This window comes from Shewanella acanthi (genome assembly GCF_019457475.1).
Lineage (GTDB): Bacteria > Pseudomonadota > Gammaproteobacteria > Enterobacterales > Shewanellaceae > Shewanella > Shewanella acanthi.
Genome location: NZ_CP080413.1, coordinates 2052074 through 2070852, shown reverse-complemented (window position 1 = coordinate 2070852; position 18779 = coordinate 2052074). Strand labels below are relative to the sequence as shown.

The window sequence follows — 18779 nt, the reverse complement described above, 5'->3', positions numbered from 1 at the left end:
TTAATGTGGAATCGTGCCGATTACCATCGCAGCAATAACATTCTATTATCACCTTTGTTTATCGTAATGGTATCTGCCCTTGGCCTCACGTCCTGCGCGATGGGCCCCGACTACGAACGGCCCGAGCTGAATTTGCCAAAGCAGTATCAGCAGCCCATGGCAGGCAATGGCGAAGATCTGGTTGAAAGGGTTGATGCAACTGAAGTGGCGGCATTATCTTGGCGAAAGTTTTATCAAGATCCTGAGCTGATAAAATTAATAGAACATGCACTTAGCCGTAATTTAGACCTCAAAGTCGCTCAATCTCGATTGCTGGCGGCAAGATCGAAAATGACGGTTGTCGACAGTAATCTCTGGCCTGAAATTTCACTTAATTTAGGGTATGAACGCACGTTCGACAGTGCCGCGACCAATACGGATCCGGTGCCAGAAACTACCCTTGATCTTACCGGTGCGTTATCGTGGGAGATTGATCTTTGGGGAGAAAATCGCCGCGCCAGTGAGGCCGCGCAAGCGGACTATCTCTCTGAGGTGGAAAAACTCAGACTGATCTATGTCAGTCTTATTAGTGATATCGCGAGCCGATATTATGAGTGGCTCGATATCGAGCAGCGTTTTAGTATTTCGAGTAATACGGTCGCACTGCGTCAGAAGGAGCTTGAAATCGCGAAGTTAAGACATACCAATGGCGTGATTTCGGGCTTAGATGTGCGCCAAGCAGAAGTAGAATTACAAAGTACCAAAGTAACGCTGCCTAAGTTGGATTATGAAAGACAAAATAAAATCAACCAGTTGTATATTCTTCTTGGCGAATATGATTATCCCTTACCCCTTGCTCAAGGACTACCAGAAAATGTGGGACTGCCCTATGAGCTTAATGCAGGAGTACCGTCTGAACTGCTGAACTTGCGCCCCGATGTGAAAATATCCGAGCAGCAGATGATTGCTGCCAATGCTGAAGTTGGCGTTGCTAAGACGGCATTTTTCCCTAAATTTACAATTTCTGGGGTATATGGCCGCGAGAATAACCATTTGAAGGATATCTTTGACAGTGAAGGAGTGACATGGTCATTACTGGGTGGCGTCACAACTCCGATATTCAATCGTGGTAGGGTTGCAGCCAATTACGATATTGCCAACGAAGCTTCCAAGCAAGCGGTGTTAAATTATCGCAGCACGGTCCTTAATGCCTATTTTGATGTGAATGATTCCATCAATAATCTTAGGCGGGCAGAATTAGCAATCACATCGTTAAAGGAATTACTCATATCCACTCAAGAATATGCTCGATTGGCACGATTAAGGTATCAAAATGGAGTTGCGACTTCACTCGATTTGATGGATTCACAACGGCAGTTATTTAGTGCACAGCTTGCCTATAGTCAGATCTTACGGGATAAACAGTTAGCCAAAATTGCGCTATACCGAGCTTTAGGTGGAGGGCAAATAGAATAGTATCAAAGGAAATTCTAAAAAAGATAACGCATAGGAGAGCTAATCTTCCCTTGGCTTGAGATAATGGCGAAGGGATCTGGGATCGCTATGACCAGTACGCGCCATGATATACAAATGATCTCTATTATTTTCATGTAGTTGGGTAACACAACCACTTCGAAGACTATGGGCACCGTAGAAATGTGCGGGAAGTCCTGCAAGGGTGCAGTACTTTTTGATAATGCGGTAAATATCATCACCGTTCAAAAAACCACTGTTCGTTTGTAGAGTCATTTTGTGGTGCAGTTCCCACTGAGCAACCTTATAGGGTCTCAGGGATTTCCCATCCCGTGAGAGTGAGCGAAACAAATGTCCTTGGTTAATCTGACTTTCACTTAGCCATTCCTTAACCGCTTCATAGGCTGCATAGGGTTCAGTATCCGGTAGACTCTTCCATTCCTTCGCTCCTTGCTGGTTACTTTTTGAGAAGGGTAGTCGCACTTTGAGTTTGTCACGCATAAAACTTAAGTGTTGTACCTTAAGGTTTGCCAGTTCTGAACGTCGAAATCCCCCCTGCATTCCCAATTGAATAATGGCTTTATCCCGTGCTCGTGTTAGCGGATGAGGTTGTCTTTCTATTGCCTCAAGCAACATGGCCATTTCATCATACATGATGGGCTGTTGATCGTAATCCTGCACTAAACGTTGCTGATTTCGGCTGAGCCCCTTCATAACTCGCAGTACCAAAGGATGCTCAGTCGGGGAGGGGAATCCAGCTTGAATGTGATGATATCGAATTGCTGCCAGGCGTGAGGTTAGGGTTTGTTTTGAGAGTTGCACGCCGTTTTTTACTTGGATCAACTCTTTCTGGTAGCCAATAAACGAAATAATACTGCGGGGATCGGCAGGCAGGGCTTGTAGACCATGCGCTGAGCAGTACTGACAAAACTGATTAAAACTACTCTTATAGACACGTCGCGTATTGGCTGAAATTTCATATTGGGTTTCAGCGGCGGCGGTTAAAAAATCCCCCTGAATTGATAAGGGGAGTTTGGCTTCCTCGAAGTAAACATTTTCACCGTGTTGTTTGCTTTGAGTATGGGGATAAAGTGACATTGACTCTGGGTAATCTCGATCTTCTGCTGCAATGAATGCTTGCTGAGGTACTACTGAATTCGGATGTCGATTATGGGATGTCATAGCAGATGTTATTTAATGTACAGAGTAACAGGTAATACCTAAGGCTATCTTTAATCGTCTATATTTTTAAAACGATTATTCCTTGAACTAACCAAACAAAACCCAAGCTTTGGCTAAGTGTTAATTATATGGAAATCATCTACCCTCTACCAGTGATAATCGTTATTATCACTGGTAGATAAGTCATTAGTTTAAATTAAACCCAATAAGGTTGATATTTAATCAATATGTTCAGTGGGAATAGGGATAATAGTTAACGATAAATCACTTTACAGTCGATTTAGCAGTAAATGGATATGCATACTGTTATTGAAATAGTTGAAATAAACTTAAGGGCAAGCAGAGTCTAAAAAATTTATCTTTGGATATTCATTCTTTTTCTGGTTAATCATTCATCGCTGGCACTCGCGATGAATAAATTAGGCTAATTATTGGCTATATTCTGTTCTGCAATTATTTGGATAATTCAAGGAGAAGTATCGATAGAAGGAGGCTGGCAATTCTATGGTTAAACCATTTTATCAGGGTGCGCTCAGTTCTTGTTGTCATGTAGTACAAGTTTATGGTTGTTGAAAGTGACATCGGGCTAAAACTACATCGGATAGACTCTTTGAATTTGAACATATCATGGGTCAATCTACTCAGTTCTGCGTCAGTACATTACTTGCGCCGTGACCCACCATCCAAAAATCCATCGTCCGAATATTAACAAATCTCAGCAAGGAATTAATTGCCGTAGCCATACCGAATCAATCTCAGATGCTATTGCCAAGTTTAAGTTAATTAAATGGTTAAACCATACTATTGTTTTAGGGTTTGTTTAGGTATCATAGGCTAGATAATTAAAATGGATGCAGTGCATTTTATGAGCATAATTTCAGCTTTAAAATATCCCTGAATAGCCAGACTAGAATCGGCGGAAAAATGTTCGTGCATGATTCTGCTTAGCATCTTAAAGATGACTTTTTAAGTACATTAATTCCGACAACAAAAATCCATAACATTATGACCGAAAAAGCTAACGCTGAAAAAACTGCCTCTGTAACACAATGCTGGGTATATCATGGAAGGGCACCATCTTCTGGCAGGCGATTATTATTACTCGATAAATCGGAGTTAATTTTTGCGCTGCCTCTAGTTTACCGATTAATTCACCCCGTCAATACAACATCACGTATCGATTGGTTTAATCAGGATGAGAAATCAAAAACTGACTACAGTTTATTAATTGAACAGCTTAATTTATTAGTGAAGCAGCGTAAGTTAAATACCAATATTGACTCAATACTGCATAAAGTGAATCAATTATTAAATGGTTACTTTAGTGATTTGGGTTGGCGAATACTGCGTAAAGAGCTTTCACAGATTAAAAAAAGGCAGAAGAAATCCCATATCGAACTGAGTAAAGATATTATCCTAAAACTTAAACACTATATGGAGGCAGAACTGCTCGATAGTTTTGATCAAGCAATCGATACGCTGTTATCTGAACATGCATCGCAACGAAATGGATAAAGTTAGAACACTGTCCATATAGTTAGCATATTGATACAAAGATTAAACGCGAGTTTTCATTAAATTGCCTTTTGTTAACTGTACCTCTTTAAGGTTTGCGTCAGCCGATGGTAATTTGATTTTTAGGAAGCCGAAGCCTACCGTCAAATATCTTGAATAACTGCTTAAGAATTAGGTACTAGTGTTACAAAATAACGCTTTTCATGGACAATCGAGCTGCGTGCAAGTAGGCTTCAACACGTGTAGGTGCTTTTGGTAAATGGGGTAGGTATACGCTTCCGTTAAGTACTTATCTTTACAACCTAAGCTCGTTATTTGCATTCCCCCGAATAGGATGCCACCGAATGAAAAATAAATTTACTCCCCTATATACTGCTATTTGCGCATTGGGACTTTTCAGTGCGCCGACCATGGCAAAAAATATACTCGATAAATTGACTGTAGCCGAGGGCTTTGAAGTCAGTTTATTTGCTGATGATGTGGAAAATGCCCGTCAGTTAGCGGTTTCCGACTCAGGTATCGTGTTTGCGGGTTCCATTAAGGCCGGAAATGTGTATGCCTTAATCGATAGTAATAAAGATGGCGTTGCCGATAAAAAGATTGTCATTGCATCGAATTTGCAGTTGCCATCGGGTGTGGCATTTAAGGATGGCGATCTTTATGTCTCTGAAGTCTCGAGAATTATCCGTTTTAAAGACATTGAAAAGCATCTGAATGATGCCAAGTTTGAAGTAGTTTACGACAAATTCCCGAGCGATACTCATCACGGCTGGAAGGTATTAGCTTTCTCACCGACCGGCGAACTGATCATCCCAGTTGGCGTGCCCTGTAACGTCTGCGCTGAGAATGATAACTACGGTCGTATTTTTTCGTTGAATCTTGAGACTAAAAAACTTACAACAATCGCCAAGGGCGTGCGTAATTCGGTGGGCTTTGATTACCAACCGGGTACAAACACTCTGTGGTTTAGCGATAACGGCCGCGACATGATGGGGGATGATATTCCGCCCTGTGAAATCAACAAGGTCAGTTACACTGGCGAGCACTTTGGCTTTCCCTTTGTCCATGCAGGAACAATTGTTGACCCTGAATTTGGTCAAGGTAAAAATCCTGCCAATTACACCGCGCCAGCCTTAGCCCTAGGTGCCCACGTTGCCCCCCTCGGGATCCATTTTTACCGTGGAAATCTGTTCCCCGAAGCTTATCAACAACAGCTGTTTGTGGCCGAGCATGGCTCTTGGAACCGCACTAAAAAAGCGGGCTATAAAGTGGCTGTAGCCACGATTGAAGAGGGCAAGATTGTCAAATATACCCCGTTCTTAACTGGCTTTATGCAAAATGAAGAAACCCTAGGTCGACCCGTTGCCTTTGCCGAATTAAGGGATGGCAGTTTATTGGTATCGGATGACTACGCGGGCTCTATCTATCGGGTAACGGCCAAGCAAGCCAAATAGGCACATTCGGTAGCATAAAAGGGCGCTTGCATACGTAAGTTTGATGCATTGTCTTTAAGGTTTGGGTACTTTTATCACAGGATAAAGCCCAAACCTTTTTTATTGTTCAATATATTGTTTCGTTTTTTTGTTTAATCCCGCGCTAACACTAGAAGCGCTGACACTAGAAGCGCTGACACTAGAAGCGCTGACACTAGAAGCGCTGACACTAGAAGCGCTAACGATAGGGATTAACGAGGATTTTTAGGGATTTAAAGATGTCAGAAAAAGCAAAAATGCTCGCGGGTGAGCCATATAATCCGAGCGATGCTGAGTTGGTCCAAATGCGGCTCACAGCCCGGTTACTGACCGAAGAGCTGAATCTCACCAGCGTTAGCCAAGCCCAAAAGCGCGTAACGTTAATAAAACGTCTTCTTGGTTCCACAGGTCAACAAGTGCATATCGAATCGAGTTTTCAATGTGATTACGGGGTTAATATCCATGTAGGTGAGAACTTCTATGCAAACTTTGGCTGCGTGATCTTAGATGTAGCAGAGGTGCGCATTGGTGATAATTGCATGATAGCGCCGCAGGTCGGCATCTATACCGCGACTCATCCCATAGACCCAATTGAGCGTTGTAGTGGTATTGAATACGCCAAACCCATCACCATAGGCAATAATTGCTGGATTGGCGGACATGCCACCATCAATCCAGGTGTGTCGCTGGGGGATAATGTCGTTGTGGCCTCTGGCGCTGTCGTGACCAAAAGTTTTGGCAGTAACTTGGTGATTGGTGGTAATCCTGCGAAGGTGATAAAGACGATCGAATTGAAAACCAGTGAAAATGAGATGTAATTATTGGCGAGATTGATGGCATTTTTTTTTAGCTTGAACATATGATTCCTTTGAGAACAATTCAATGCATGCATGGAATAATGCGGTTAAGTTAGCGTTTGAACCTTTGGCCAATGCTGACAAAGCACTCCAGATGCAAGCGTATATGCGTAACCGGTTTCAATTCTATGGCATTCAATCAACACCCAGGCGAGCGGTGCTTAAGCCGCTTTTTACCAAAGAGCGACTCCCAGAAGTCGATGATTTACCGATGATTGTCAGAGAATTGTGGTCACTCCCCCAGAGAGAATTTCAAATGGTCGCAGTGGATTTACTGATTCATCGAAAAAAGCAGCTGCCAGACACATTTTTCGATGAGGTGGAGTGGTTAATTACCACTAAATCATGGTGGGATACCGTCGATTTGCTTGCTTCACATATTGTCGGCACCCTTTATCTTCAACACAACGACAGAAGTTTATATTACATAGGGCATTGGCGCAGTTCAGATAATATGTGGCTAAGAAGATGCGCATTACTCTACCAACTTAAATTTAAACAACAAACAGATACAGGCTTATTATTCGAGATTATCAAAGAAAATCAGTCTGATAATGCATTTTTTATTCAAAAAGCAATAGGTTGGTCATTGCGTGAATTATCTAAGACCAACGCCAAAGCCGTCATTTCTTTTATCCACCAACAAAACATGCAAGGGCTCGCAAAGCGCGAAGGGCTAAAGTGGTTGAGTCAGCATGAAATAGGCTAGTGCACTGGCAATTTTGCTTCCTAAATGTGACAAATGACTTTAGCTACTCCTATGGAGTTGAACTGGGTATTCGTAAATTGTCACCTCTTTTCACTCTGAAATAAACACAGTAATTAGGTTTTAATGCCTAAATATTCGTTGCTATTAACTTTGCTTTAGTCTGTGTAATTTTAGTCAAGAACAAGCATTATGAGCTTGGTTGTAGAAGATAACTTATTGAAATCATTTGACTTAAACTGAAATGTCAAATTATCATCAAATTTAATAGAAGTGATTTATTTTTGACATAAATTATTTTATTTGGCTTATTAAATGTAGTTTCTTTAATTTTTTGCATAAAAACTTGATAAATAAAATGCTGTACACTATTCCTATAGGTACCCAATTAATCATTAATATTATTAATGAGTGCCCATAGAGTATTCGATAAATGATGATTTTTACTTAGTAAATAAATATAGCCAATGAATTCATGTAGATTCGTTTGTTTGATATTCATCAATATTAGAGTGGTGAATATTGGCCAGATGGCTTCGAGCTTTAATTTTTTATCATGAGTAAGCGAATTCAATGTCGGTTAAACAGTTAGATTATATCTAATTAATTCTTGGCAATAAATTCAAGGATAGTTTTCGGCTACGGTTTTTTTATAAAAACCGATGCTTTTTATATTGAATTTTTGCATTAAATAGAAATACCTTGATTTAAATAGCAACATGGAGAGTAGCATGAATAACGTTATTTCTAAGGCTTTGATTTTAACACTAATGAGCTTGCTTTTTTCCTGTGGTAGTGATGAAAGCAAAGAGGTTGAACCTGTAGTTGAACCTATCGCAGAAGAATCTACAAATGAAACGACAGCAAAAGACAACAAAATAACCTCTATATCCCCATTAAGTCAGCACTTTATCGAAATTAACTTCGACAATCCCGTTAATGATAAATCGTTTTCACTCGATAATATTTCGATAATATCAGGTGCAGGACAATTACTTGAACCAATAAATTTATCCTTTTATCAAAATGGTGAAGGGGTCATTATTGAAACAGCGCCTCAAGATCCTGTTTTATATACATTAACCATAAGCGACAATGTAACATCACCCGCATCTAAAAAGTCATTAGTCACTTCAAGTTTAAAAGCTGAATTTACAGATGCCGACAATTTTATGGGTAGTACGGGTCCAGAACCTTTTGTGTTGTATGTTACGGCACTCTCAAACACCACAGTACTGGTGACAATGGATCAGGATATGGATCCTGATTTTGCGAACTTAATTTCGGCTTACAGAATTACTGCACCGAATAATGGCACCCCAAATATTGAGGAAGGTAGAATTGAGGTGATTAGCGCAGTAGTTGACATGAAAGATAAACGGTATATCACGCTAACGACTACTCCAATGAGTAATATTGAGTACGTATTAGAAATCACCAATGTAGTAACAAATAATGGTCACCATCTCATTCATCCAGATAGAAATGGAGGCGCATTTTTTGGTATCGCAGCGCAAGATGCGACCGCTCCCTTGCTGTTAAATGCCCAATCAACCTCTAATACTTCAGTGGTGGCCACCTTTAGTGAACCCTTATGGGATACCGCAAGCGATCCTGTACACTATGACATCTGTGCAATTGCTTTTGATGCTCAAGGTAATTGTCCTGTTGACCAGAAATTAGGCATTATTTCAACGGAGCTAACAGGTAAAAACACCCAAATTTCCTTCGTAACTCAACCTCAGGCGAGTGGCATTAATTACTATTTATTGGTCAATGGTATTACTGACCGCGCAACGCCGGCTCCTGGAAACCTGATTGCTGAGAATACCGTGGCACAGTTCATCGGAAGCGGTTTAGATAATCCCTTTATTGCTAACAGCATCGCCATAGACAATACCCATGTGCTTGTGACTTTCTCTGAACGAATGAGTGATGATGCAATTGATTTTACAAAATATAAAATTGAAAACCCTGCATTGGATGTCATCAATGCAGTATTTGGTGATGATAAATGGCATGTTATTTTAACGACCACACCACAGGAGCGGATTGATTATTATCTTACAGTCAGTGATGTGCATAGTGCAGAAGGATTATTAATTAAAAGCCCCACAGAGTCGTCAATGTTTGTCGGGTACAGCAGTAAAGATACCGATAAACCGGCCTTAATTGCCTCCATTGCCGAAACCAGTAATAGAATTCGGTTATATTTCAGTGAACCCATGGCTGAAAATGCCGAGTCACCCAATTTATACCAAATTACTTTCTGCCCTGAGTTTCAAACTTGCAGTGCTAATACCTTAAGCCAACTACCTGTGCTTTCGGCAGAACTGACGGCATCGGATACGCAGGTGATTTTAACCGTTGAAAACATTGCCCCACGAGTACTCCACCAAGTTAAAGTCAGCGAGCAGGTAACAGATCAGGCGATGCCCATTCCGCACAATGGCATGGACCCTAATTTATCAACCGGGAGTTTTGGTTTGCTGCTGGCGGATAAACAATCCCCAAGTGTTGTCGCCTTTACCTATACCAGTACCAATAGCATTACCTTAACCTTTGATGAAGAGGTTAATGCGGGAGCCGCAAATCCGCTGTTTTATCGGATTTGTACTCAAGCCTTTGATGCAAACAACGCCTGCTCGGGGGATACACTTCAAGTATTAGGGGCTGAATTAAACGAGAGTCACACTCAAGTTAAACTCACCACAGAACCCTTTACGGACAATACAACTTACTATGTGTTGATAACAGAAGGGGTAACAGACACCAGTGGCAACATTATTCGCGCAGACGCTAACAGTATTTATAAATTTTATGAAGGCGCGACTAGCGTTGCCGATCCTTCTAAAGCCCCTAAAGTGATTGGTGCAATTTCAACTAGCAATACCACTGTGAGCGTGAGCTTTAGCTCGATCATGGGGGAATCGGCACTTAATCCAAGCAACTATTCCTTTGTACAAGAAAATGTAAACAGTGAGGTGGGCACCGTCTTCAGTATGGCGGTGGCATGGACCGATGCGACCCATACTTCGGTTTATGTCACCACTACCTCACAAAATGAGGTGACCTATCGCGTAATAGTGGTGAATGTGAAAGATCAGCAGGGTAATCCACTGGCTACCCAGGAGTCGACGTTAAATCCTAATTACGATCCTCGCACTGCCGTGTTCGCGGGCTCGCCCGCCGTTGCGCAGCAGTTACTCTTGACCCAAGGTAATTTTGAACTGATTGAGCTTGGGGACAATGATGTGATTGGTGCAGGTGATGCCATCGTTATTGATAGTCAGCAGTTTGTGCTGGTCGATTATGATTTAGACGGGGTTGTTGATAATTGGTCTGACGCTAACGACAATGGGGTCATCGATGCAGGTGATACTATTTCAGGGTTAATTGACAGTGATGCCGATGGCTTAAGTGATAACACTGAGCTGATGGGCACTGTGGTGGTGATTGAACTTGCGAATGGTCAAACGGTTACCCGTGAAGTGACTAGCGATCCCTCCCGCGCCGATACCGACCAGGATGGCATGACCGATCTGGAGGAGTGGGCTTTTGGCATGAATCCGCGATCACCTGATACAGATAACGATGGTTTGTCGGATTATCTTGAATGGAATGTGATTTATAGCGGCCCAATGGATCAAGATACCGACGATGATGACCTTGCTGACGGTGCTGAGCATAATTTCTTCCTAACCTCACCGCTACTTGCCGATACCGACGGCGATCAATTCTCCGACAGCGATGAACTGGTTGATTTAAATCGCGATCCAAAAGTGGCTGATATGCCTGAATTGGCGATAGAAGTGGACGGTATTAATCTTCAAATTGATGAACGTTATACCTACGTCAATAGTGAAGGCGAAACGGTAAGCCAAGAGTCCAGCACCAGTACATCTTTAGGCACATCCCAAAATACTTCATTTGCGAACAGCTATTCCAGTTTTGATGAAGACACCAGTTCTTTTAATTGGAATGTGGGCTTTGGTATTCGGGATGCGCAGGCCGATGGATCTTCCATTAAGACATTCGCAAACATTGGATGGTCGTTCCTTTCTCGATTTTTCTTAGAGGTGGGTCTTGGTGGCACAAGGGAAAATCATTGGGGCAATAGCAGTCAAGTGGATTCTGCGAGCGTTAAAGAATCCCAACAAGCCCTTGAAAAATCTATGGTAAAATTTAATGAGCAGGCTAAGGAGCAGGAAGTGACAAGGGAGCTTGTAGCAGCCAGCATCAGCGCCAATATAAACGTTAAAAACCAAGGTGATATTGCCTTTACCGTGAAAAACTTAGAGGTGTCGGTACAACAAATCGACCCACAAAACACATCAAAACTCATTCCGATTGCGACCCTAGTTGCAGAATCGACCCTGATCACGGGTAATGATTTGGTCATTAACGTAGGGCCATTCGATACCAGTAAGGGGCCCTTTGTCTTCACCAACAAGGACGTGTACCCACAAGTGATTGAAACGTTAATGCGAAACCCTCAAAGCTTAATCTTTAAGGTGGTTAACTATGATATTGAGGATGAGTATGAGCGCAATTTTGCCTACGGTAGTCAAAGCATCCATGACCGAACGGCAGGGATCAGTTTCGATTTTGGTGAGCTTGGCAGCGAAAACCATCAGGTTGCAACCAATGGAGTGCTCGAAAATGGCCGTTATTTAGGTGGCTTTGATGATACAGGTAAACAAAAAGGCTTACCGCTGGGTTACTTATTAGAGAAGGGGCTTGGCATCGCGAAGCAGGATGTGAGTCAAAACTACATCGCGGCAGGCCCCGATGCGGTACTGAGCTCAGTGGCGGAGGGTGATGATGAGCTCGATGCTGTAAACAACATTATTACCGCGGGAGCCGATGGCGTATTAACGACTCCTGTCGCACTTGGCGATCTGTTACTCAATGATAATGTGAAAACAGGCATTATCGCTGGGGTGAATAAACGCGTAGACTCTCGGGCGCAGGGCGATGATGTGCAGTTAGTGCCTTTCGGTGCAACGGGGGTGGCGGCAAGAACCCTAGTTATTGACCCAGGTGCTAACGGTATTTTGGATTCCATTCAAGCCAATGGCGATGAGCAAGAATTTGTCTCCGGTTATGAATTACAACGGACTTGCGCTGTAACAGCCCCTGCAGACAACGGCAATACTCAAGTTGGCCAATTCTGTAGCGTATCTACTGCCGACTGTAGTTGCACAGGACCTGCTGGGTTAGTCCGGGTGAATACCTTCCGTAACGGTGATTACGGGGCGAGCTGGTTTGTTCGCCTTGAAGGTGATTTAGCATCGCCTGTGGATTTTGACCAAATTACCTTAAAAGCAGGGCAATCGATTAATATCGGCTTTAAACAGGATTTGGATAAAGACGGCTTATTTGCCTACGAAGAGTATTTATTCGGCTCGGTCGATAGTGCTGTGGATCATTATGACAATAGTGAATTTACGCCAATCGTCATCAACAATCAGTACTTTAAAAAGACCACTGAGCAATTAAAATACCTTGCTAACGGTGATGGTTTTGCCGATTCGATGGATACCGATCGGGATGGCATCAGCGATTACGTTGAGGCCAAAGTCGGTTGGTTAATTAGCCGCAATGGTGAGTTAAAACGGGTTTATTCTAGCCCTGCAACCCCCGATTCAGATAATGATGGACTGTGGGATATTCAAGAGCAGGACTTAAGGGCGTTTTGTCAACCAAACGATCCCCGCTCAGATGCGCTGTGTACTGGACAAGTCGTCGCGCAGTCACAGGCCAGCGCTATTATCGTGGGGGTGAATGGCAAACTCGACACAACAACATCAGGTGATGATGTCTATGCTTTTGTGGCGCCAACTTCACCGCTAAACCAAGGACTGATGTTTTCACTGGTCGGGATCTTACCCGGTGATGATGGTGTCATCGACTCTGTTCTCGCGGGGGATGATGAATATTCCAACTCAAGTTTAGTGCTACCTGCCACCGATCCTCTCTTAAGTGACACTGATGGCGATAGGATGAGTGATGGCGATGAGCTCTTTGGTTACGCGGCGGGTATGGCGATTATCGAAGGCGCCGAGACCGAATGTTATGACTTTACCCTAACTTTAGGCGTTAAAATCTGTAATGCGGGCGCTAAAACTTGGGGCATTGTCGATACCACAGCCCAAGGCGATGACATTCAGGTTATCTATCCAGGTAGTCGTACTCAAGCTGGCGATATTATTATCACAGCGGGGGCCAACGGTATTTTAGATACCCAGCCACAGGGCAATGATAAAACCGTTGATAAGTGGTTTATTGCCATAGGGCCAGATCGCGAACTCAACACCCAAGCGGTGAGTGGTGATATCGCCATTGACCTTAACTACACCCAGATTAGTCCCTACGCGCCAGCGATTTGGAATGCCAGTGGCACCTTAGTGGGCAATTACCAAAGCTCAATTGTAGAACCCTGGGCTGATGTTGTGAGCGGCAAAGACATTAAAGTCTATGGTCAAGTAGTGACGACCGATCCATTAAGACGGGATACGGACAATGATGCGATTCCAGATGGCTTTGAAGTCGCTATCGGCGCCGACCCTACAGTGGATGACGGCGACCAATTCCGTGACACTGATTTTGATGGCCTATCGGATATGTTAGAGGCGAGGGGCTGGTTGGTTTCAGTGAATAACGCTGCGCCAATATTAGTCAAATCCAGCTCAGTCATTGCGGATTCTGACTTCGATGGCTTGCCCGATTTTGTCGAGCGGGATATCGGCACCAATCCAAATCTCAGTGACACGGATAATGACGGCATAGACGATTACGATGAGTTTAGAAGTCTCACCCGCACTGCTCTAACTGGAAAGCAGTATCAATTTAGCGTGTTTAACTACACCAAAATAGCCAATACCTTTACTGGCTTTAGCTTAACCATCAACCCCGATGCCTATAACACCGACCCAGCCCAAAGTGACAGCGATTTTGATGGTCTATCTGATTATGCGGAGCTGATTACCGGTTATAGGGTGACATTAACCGATGAGCTGTCTCCAAGTGAGCTGATATTTACCGATCCCAATCAAGCAGACTCTGACGGTGATGGGTTAACCGATTTTCAAGAAGCTACAGGGAAGTACGGGGAAGATAGTCATGGTTATATTACTAACGCGAATGAGGCAGATACCGATGGCGATGGAACAAGCGATTTGACTGAAATCCTCAATGACTTAATTAACCCATTACAACGGGATGCCTTAGTCACTGTCACCTATGCATCGCTCCACTTAGGTTCCAGAGATAATTGCAGCAGCGAAACAGGTGAAGCAGATTGCCCTGAGAAAACCAATTATCTTTGGTGGTTATACGGTAATGGTAATGATGGCGTTAACCGAGGCAATCGCATTTTGTCGAGCTCAGATGAGTTTGCCTACACCCCCGATGCCACGGTTAGACCCATAGGTACAGCACTAAAACGCGTCGTATCTGAGTCCATTGTTAAGGATGGTACAGAATCGTACTTGCCTGATTCCTCAACAATTGAAGAAGGATTGAAGATGGAAGTCAGTTACTGTCCAGGTAACCCTGAATTTGATTACCCTGATGGAAAGTGTCCTAATTTTATCACCTTAAAGCAGGGTGATAGAGGTTACAACAATATCGCCAACGTCGATTGGAGTAATAACGGAGGTGTACTCGCGGCGGAAGATCAATTTGTAGTGAAATGGAGCGGGGAAATCTATTTCCCTAAGGGTGGAAAAGTCGTTGATACCGGAGATAAATTACCGAACGGTGATCCTGAAATGGCATTCCGCCCAGCGATCTATAAGATTCACATTAATTCCGATGATGGCTTTAAAATGAAGCTAGGGGATGGAACTGAACTAGGACTTCCTGGAACGGGTAATGAATGGTCTTTAAATTCAAATCAACAAGTTGAGTTTACCGTTCAAATATCTGAGGAGGGTTGGGTACCCATCGAAATTGAATACTTTGAGAATAAAGGTTACGCACATTTATACTTAACATGGCAAAAACCTGATGATGTGAAATTTGACCCTGATGATATTAAATTCACAAGTAGTGCTTCTGTACCTGTAGGAAACTTAAGGCACAATTTAGGTAATGGCGCCTTATCCTGTATTGCCGTTGAGCGTGATACAGCGCAATCCAGCTTTATATCACTCAATCGCTCTGTCGATATAGATAACAGTATTGTTCCTACAACTAAATATGCTTCGGGCTTATCTTACTATGGCAGTATTATTGGCTCAGAAATGAAGATATTCAAAGAAATTGTTAAAAGTGCTGAAGAATGGGGCTATTCAAGATACTACCTTGATCTTCCTCCTGGAGAAGAGCTCTATGTTTATAACATTGAAACAAAACAAATGGATAAAGCACTAACGGGTAAAGACTTAACCTCTGTTGCATTTGATCTTGCAGCATCACGCAATATCATTGATGGTTTAGTTGAACCTATTACCTCTAATACGACCATTATCAACGAAGCTGAAATGAAAAAGGACGAAGACGGCAGGCATTACTTCGAACTTTCTGCCCAAGGAAAAATGTTATATCAACTCTTGTCGCAACCTGATGCTAATTTTGGGCAGCAGCAGTTTGTTGTTAAAGAGGGGGAAAACATCAATCTATCGGGTGTGGTGATGCGGATTGAGGACTTAGATAGCTTAACTTCTTGTCCGGTTGGCAGCGCCGGAGTAGTGAGTCAATTTGCCTCAGGTTGTTTGAAGCGATTCTCACGCGCATTGAGTTATGCCGAAATCACCTCACAGTCCTATATGTCGCTGAACCTAAACGACCTGCAGGCAACCACATCATCGACGGATAGTAATCCGGCGAGTTGTGATATTGATATTAGTCTGCTGATTTCACATTAAGCATTTAGATTCGCAAACTCAAATAAGCCTATTTTTAAAATAGGCTTATTTTTTAGCAAATAGAGTCAGTCAATTTTTAATCAACATATCACTCAACTTCTTAATTAACAAAATAGGGTACAAGAGCGTCCGTAATTATCAATTGAGTCATTAAATGAAAGAATGATTACGTAACTATTGTTATTAAAAGATTGTGTAAGCAAAGGTAATAATGGAACTGAGCAGTATCTGATTTTAAAGCATACCCATACACAATTAATATGATTTCACGGTTGAAGGCGTCGTCATTCGTTCACTCAGACAACACCAACACATCAAGGCCATCGTCGCGCCATCGTTTGAGTATTCACACCTTCGAGGTGGTCTTGATGACTTGCTCTTAGGGCATCCTTCTGCGACCTGGTTCGGCATTGCTCGCGGAGATTCAATGCAGGATGAAGGCATTTTCAATGGTGATGTCATAATTGTTGATAGGAAAACCCTTGCTCAGCAAGGTTCTGTTATCGTCGGGCAGTTTAACGGTGAGTTTGTCTGCAAAATATTTGATAAGAAACGCAGGCTGTTACTGTCATCAAATGAACGTTATCCCGCCATCCCAATTCGAGATTTTGATACCTTCAGTGTGGAAGGTGTGGTGACAAGTTCAGTACGGTTCCACTTCAAATCTTCTTTATTGAGTACATGGCCATGTACGCACTAGTCGATGCCAACTCGTTTTATTGCTCAGCAGAACAAGTCTTTCGTCCTGACTGGCGTGGAAAACCTGTCATCGTCCTCAGCAACAATGATGGATGCATTGTGGCAGCAAACCGTCAGGCAAAGGAGCTCGGTATCCCTAAGTTTGCTGCATATTTTCAAGTCAAGGAACCATGCGAAAAACTGGGCGTTATTGTATGCTCCAGTAATTACGAGCTTTATGCGGATTTGTCAGCCAAAATGATGGACATCATTGGCCAGTTTGCCCCTGAGCAACACATTTATTCCATCGATGAGTCCTTCCTGTCGTTTAAACATTGTCATACTGCCATTCCATGCCTTTTAACCCATGGCCAACTTATTCGTAAAACGGTGTGGAAGGAAGCACGTTTACCTGTGTGTGTTGGACTAGGACCCACATTGACCTTAGCCAAAGCCGCCAATCATGCCGCTAAGAAATTAGCGGGTTACCAAGGTGTTTGTTTGATTGATAATGAACCTGACCGCATTGCTATCCTAAAACAACTTTCAGTCACAGATGTCTGGGGAATAGGGCGCAAAATCACTAAAAAGCTTGAGCTTATGGATATACGTAGCGCCTATCAGTTAGCACAAATGCCGCCAGGACTGGCAAGAAAGCAATTCAGTGTCGACATCGAGCGAACCGTACGCGAACTTAACGGTGTGGCTTGTAAGGAATGGGACCAAACGAAGGCAGATAAACAACAGATATTTTCGACTCGCTCAGTCGGCGAACGCATCACGGATTTTGACTCATTACTGCAAGCACTCAGTAAACACGTCGGCATTGCAGCAGCAAAGGCGAGGGCACAAGGTTCTCGTTGTAAGACCATGCTGATTTTTGCCAATAATTCTCCCTACGATGAGCGTCCACTCGGCTTTAAAACACTTATTCATTTTCCTTGCGCCACGAACTGCACCATAGAAATGACCCAAGCAATGACAGTCGCCGCGCCGCAATTATTTCGACAAGGCATCAGATACTACAAGATTGGTGTCGGTCTAATAGAACTTGAAAGTGCATATTTTCAACAGTTTGATTTATTCAATCGTGCCAAAGCCAATCCCGCGCTGATGACCGCGTTTGATAGTATTAATCAACAATTTGGACGTGACACCGTGTTTTTGGCCGCACAAGGCATTGAACAGAAATGGGCAATGCGAAGGGAGTTTTTAACACCGCAATATTCGACAAGATGGGACTGCATACCGAGCATCAAATGCTGAACTCAAATACAGGTGACGCTACGTGAATTCTGGAACGTTTAGCAAGGCTATCTATCGAAAGATTCACGTAGCGTTACATTTATAAACCGTAAAACGTCATCAAAAACCAGTCAGCATTTCCATTTAGAACGTTTCATACCACAAAGTTAATCCTCAATTACCGATTTCAGACCTTAATTAATAATAGGCCTAGGCGCAACAGCGCAAAAACTGAGGATCAACCATCACGAAAAAGATAAAGCATGCACGTAGGAACGCGTTCATCAATACGAATTTCAGTATTTTGGTTGGGAATATAAGTCAGTATTTTTGGAAATTAAATCGGCTTTTTGGACGTGATAACAAAGGGGGAATTCACATGTTTGATTTAAATTTCAATAAGTAAGGCTATTCTCATCTGATCAAGGATTTTCATCGGGAAGATCAATTACCACAAATTTGGTAATTGACGTTCCCGATGAGATTCTCAGATCATAGCAAATTAAACAAATCATGAACTTAAAAATTTAAGCATTTAAAAAATTGATCTTCCCAATGAGAATAGTTTACAAAATTGATCTTCCCGATGAGAATAATTTCCAAAAGATTGTTGTTTGACTCAAATAACTGAGATGAAAAAGTGTAGATTATCCAAACTTATCTCAATTTAATTATGAGTTCAATGATAACTATGCTGAATAGATGGTGACAGGTGAGGATTACGAAGGTAATGACAGTGCAGTATCCCGAATCCAGGAGTGATTCGGGACTGAGGGTTAAGAAAGTGAGGGGGATTTAG

The 18779-nt window shown here is 42.6% G+C and carries 9 protein-coding genes; 8 read left to right on the top strand and 1 reads right to left on the bottom strand.

All coding sequences use genetic code 11. The annotated features are described in order from the left end of the window. Positions 1-66 precede the first annotated feature (66 nt). On the top strand, positions 67-1455 hold the full coding sequence (locus K0H61_RS09080; RefSeq protein WP_258406049.1) for an efflux transporter outer membrane subunit: 1389 nt from the start codon (positions 67-69) through the stop codon (positions 1453-1455). A gap of 39 nt (positions 1456-1494) precedes the next feature. Here K0H61_RS09080 and K0H61_RS09075 read toward each other — a convergent pair whose 3' ends face one another. Then, positions 1495-2550, bottom strand: coding sequence for a tyrosine-type recombinase/integrase (locus K0H61_RS09075; protein ID WP_220052602.1), 1056 nt, complete (start codon positions 2548-2550; stop codon positions 1495-1497). Between the two features lie 1089 nt (positions 2551-3639). Between K0H61_RS09075 and K0H61_RS09070 the strand changes: the two genes are divergently transcribed. The 7 genes from K0H61_RS09070 to K0H61_RS09040 all read left to right on the top strand — a co-directional run bounded on the left by K0H61_RS09070 (position 3640) and on the right by K0H61_RS09040 (position 18001). Then, complete coding sequence (locus K0H61_RS09070; protein ID WP_220052364.1) at positions 3640-4149, top strand: hypothetical protein; 510 nt, start codon at positions 3640-3642, stop codon at positions 4147-4149. Positions 4150-4493: 344 nt separating this feature from the next. Then, complete coding sequence (locus tag K0H61_RS09065; protein WP_220052362.1) at positions 4494-5603, top strand: PQQ-dependent sugar dehydrogenase; 1110 nt, start codon at positions 4494-4496, stop codon at positions 5601-5603. A gap of 257 nt (positions 5604-5860) precedes the next feature. Then, complete coding sequence (locus K0H61_RS09060; protein ID WP_220052361.1) at positions 5861-6439, top strand: sugar O-acetyltransferase; 579 nt, start codon at positions 5861-5863, stop codon at positions 6437-6439. A 64-nt stretch (positions 6440-6503) separates the two neighbouring features. Beyond that, complete coding sequence (locus K0H61_RS09055) at positions 6504-7187, top strand: DNA alkylation repair protein (RefSeq protein ID WP_220052359.1); 684 nt, start codon at positions 6504-6506, stop codon at positions 7185-7187. A gap of 728 nt (positions 7188-7915) precedes the next feature. Further along, entirely contained in the window at positions 7916-16057 is an 8142-nt protein-coding gene (locus K0H61_RS09050; protein ID WP_220052357.1) for a binary toxin-like calcium binding domain-containing protein, read from the top strand. Between the two features lie 373 nt (positions 16058-16430). Further along, on the top strand, positions 16431-16757 hold the full coding sequence (locus K0H61_RS09045) for a LexA family protein (RefSeq protein WP_350355041.1): 327 nt from the start codon (positions 16431-16433) through the stop codon (positions 16755-16757). Continuing rightward, positions 16745-18001, top strand: a complete 1257-nt coding sequence (locus K0H61_RS09040) for a Y-family DNA polymerase (protein WP_220052356.1) — start codon at positions 16745-16747, stop codon at positions 17999-18001. The genes K0H61_RS09045 and K0H61_RS09040 overlap by 13 nt, the downstream gene beginning before the upstream one ends. Positions 18002-18779: the final 778 nt, after the last annotated feature.